The sequence below is a fragment of the Xenorhabdus indica genome, assembly GCF_014467235.1.
Taxonomy (GTDB): domain Bacteria; phylum Pseudomonadota; class Gammaproteobacteria; order Enterobacterales; family Enterobacteriaceae; genus Xenorhabdus; species Xenorhabdus indica.
Genome location: NZ_NKHP01000058.1, coordinates 1 through 3,420 on the forward strand (window position 1 = coordinate 1; position 3,420 = coordinate 3,420).

Below are 3,420 nucleotides of genomic sequence, written 5' to 3' on the forward strand. Positions count from 1 at the left end.
CTATTCCAAATCTGAAGAAATACACGATAAAGTGATAGGAACGTTTATTGAGCGTGAATACTACTTCCTCTAAGCGATCTAACTATTGGAAGCATGACCAGCCCTTTCGTATTCCAGACACAATTTGAATTATCTTCATCACAGAATGGATATCTGTTTATGGTTTATTCTGCTGGGATCGTAATAGGTTCGTTACTGACAAAAAAAGGATTGTCACATTCCACACCTGAAAGAATTCTGAAAGTTTCACTCCCGTTATTAGTATTGTTTACGGCGATGGCGCTTATTTTTATTTATTTTACTCAAATATTGTCGATTAAATTTATCATTATTTATAGTCTTGCGGTAGGGCTAGGATGTGGACTGTCTTCTCCATTATTACTTGGGATAAGTTTGCATGGACATCCAGAATTGTCCGGAACAGGCAGTGCCTTACAAGGAGCCTTAAAAATGGCCGGAGCAGCCATTGTATTATGGTTTTTCTCTAGTGGGCATACAACAACAGCAGCGGGTTTAATGTGGGGACTTTTCATTCTTGCCTTGATTTGTTTTGTTTTCATTACCTTTACTCTGTATAGGGTATCCGAAATAAAAAACCGGCGCTTATAGAGCAACCAAAATTGATAATATTATCTTCACTATCATACTAACGGAGAGAATATGGATCTTGGAATCGCGGGTCGCTGGGCTGTCATATGTGCAGCCAGCGAAGGTTTAGGATTTCTTGGATTCGCCTAATAAGTGCAATTTCTAAGAAAGGCGGTCAGTTGCTATAGTAGGCACCTTTCTCGCCAAAGGAAAATGCGCTATGGCCTATACACAACTGACCGAAATAGAAAGATACCAGATTTTCACTTTAAAAGAAGCCGGTTTTACACAACGCTTTATCGCAACATCGCTTAATCGAGCTCCATCAACAATTAGCCGGGAATTGAGACGAAATCAGGAAGACGAGAAATACTGCCCTAAACAGGCTCAACTTAAAGCCTCAGAGCGCCGCCATACCGCGATAAAAGCTGTCAAAGTGACACCTATGATCGTCAAATTGATTAAACAGTTAACTTGGCAAGATTTGAGTCCTGAACAAACCGTCGGTTATCTCAAAAGAGAAAATATCATCTCTTTGCATCATGAAACAGTTTATAGGTTGATTTATAAAGATATACTGAATGGTGGTGACTTATACCAGCATCTCAGAATAGCTAAAAAACCGTATCGTAAACGTTATGGAAGTCATGAACACCGAGGAAAAATTAAAAACAGAGTCAGTATTGAAAAACGCCCAAAATGTGTTGATAAAAAGCAACGTATTGGTGATTGGGAAGGCGATACGATAGTTGGCAAAGATCATAAAAGTGCATTATTGACCTTAGTTGAACGAAAATCGCTATTTACTTTCATCATTAAACTGGAAGATAAAACAGCAAAAGGCGTTGCAAAAGCGGCAACAAGACACTTATCTGGGATAAAAAACAAAGTTAAAACAATGACCTTTGATAACGGATTGGAGTTTGCTGAGCATGCCCTTATCAGTAAAAATTTAGAGGCAAAAATTTATTTTGCTCACCCGTATTCCCCTTGGGAAAGAGGAATCAATGAGAACACAAATGGATTAATCAGAAATTACTTCCCAAAGGGAACTGATTTTAATCAGGTATCAGAGCGAGAGGTGAATCTTGTGGCAAACCGATTAAATAATCGTCCTCGTAAAACGAGGAATTACAAAACACCGAATGAATTATTTAAAGGAATATCAACTCATTTACTTCGTTTATAACGGTGTTGCACTTATTATGTGAATGCAAGCACATTAAGGAATGCAATAAAAAACAATAACATATAAAGAGCCACCATGAAAAAATAAATAAAACCCTATGATTTATATTCTTTGTGAACTCAAACCCATCACGAAATTTATATATAAACTGAAAAATCGAAGCATCAAACCCTTAATTAAACTATCAAATATATTTCATAATAATTTTTTCTCACTTAAATCTTATATTTTTTGTATTTATTAACAACAAAAAATGGATATTTACCTTTTTTAAAAATAATTGTTTAAATATAATTTCAGGTGATAAAGAAAATATTATAAATCCAAATTTTTATTCTTAAAATATAAACATTGCTCTTTACACATAGTTTACTATTAAAGTTTAAAAATTGGTTTATTAATGATGATTCCCTTCATATAAAACCAAAAGATTTCATTTTTGCAAAATAATAATCTTAAAAACCAGATAAAACCGTATATTATCGACAAAACCTGAATATAAGGTCCTATATGACCTTCACCAGTAATCACTTTAAGACAATCATTAATATCAAATTTTAGTTGGAATAATCGACGATATGGCAAATGTATTCTACAGTAATAATGAATCTAGTAGGCTTCACTTAATTATTTAAATGAAAATCAGGTTATTTAGGGGTAGGGGTTCCTCTTATGAAGATAGACAGAAATGCTGTATTTCCAATCGCTCTTAGGGTGACTTTACTAGGGATAAGTGTTGATGCAATAGCTGACTCATCATCATGTGGTTCTCTGAGTACAAATACCACTATCTCTCAAAATGAGACAGAACCCTATAATCTCTCACAATGTGAAAATCTTACTATCAAAAAAAACGCATCGATTGTTACCCCTACAGGGCTACCAGATCCTGTAAATGATCCATACGGTCTGAAATATAGTGCAGTCAATATCGGCACTAACAATAATATGGCAAAAAAGGTTTACGTTGATACCATTGTGAATAACGGAAGATTGCAGGGAACAAATGGGGTCTCAGTAACTTACAGTGGGTCTGTTGGTAAGTTACGTAATAATGGAACCATAATCGGAACGAACGGAACCATATCGGTTGTTGGTCAAATGAATATGCTGGATAATTATAGCTCAATTAATTCCACCAATAACCTCTCTTCATTGAATGCAATACAGATACAACCATCGAGTAGCTCAGATTATAAGGGACAAATAGATACTATCCTAAATCAGAAGGAAGGATCGATTGATGGGATAACTGTTATAACCTCAAAACTTAAGCTCTTTCATAATGTTGGAAAACTGAAATCTCAGAATATTAATGCTTCCTTTACTTTAGCAACGTTCGTTATCGACGCTGGCAGTAATGTCGGTATTTTCAATAATGATGGAACAGTGGCTGGACCCAATCACAGTGTTCTGATTCAAAATGGAGGATACCTAGAAAATCTCTATAATCAGTCCGGAAGTAATGGGATCACGGCTGAGCAGGACGCAATTCAGGTCGCCGGGCAAGGAAAGGCGCTACTGGATGATTCCAACATGAGGCAGTCCAGGATAAAACAGATTACCAATGCTTCCTTGTTATATGGAAAGCGAAATGGAATTTCTATCGACGATAAAGGCGTTGTTGATACCATCACGAATGC

Annotated in this window: 2 protein-coding genes and 1 pseudogene; all 3 read left to right on the top strand. The window is 35.8% G+C overall.

The features are described from left to right. The first annotated feature begins 93 nt into the window (after positions 1–93). Positions 94–609, top strand: coding sequence for an MFS transporter (locus Xind_RS19330; protein ID WP_187650912.1), 516 nt, complete (start codon positions 94–96; stop codon positions 607–609). 199 nt (positions 610–808) lie between these two features. Further along, positions 809–1,777 carry an IS30 family transposase gene (locus tag Xind_RS19335; protein ID WP_187650913.1) on the top strand — a complete coding sequence of 323 codons (969 nt, stop codon included), beginning with the start codon at positions 809–811 and terminating at the stop codon, positions 1,775–1,777. A 672-nt stretch (positions 1,778–2,449) separates the two neighbouring features. Further along, positions 2,450–3,420 (top strand): annotated as a pseudogene (locus Xind_RS19340) (autotransporter outer membrane beta-barrel domain-containing protein); the annotation flags it as partial.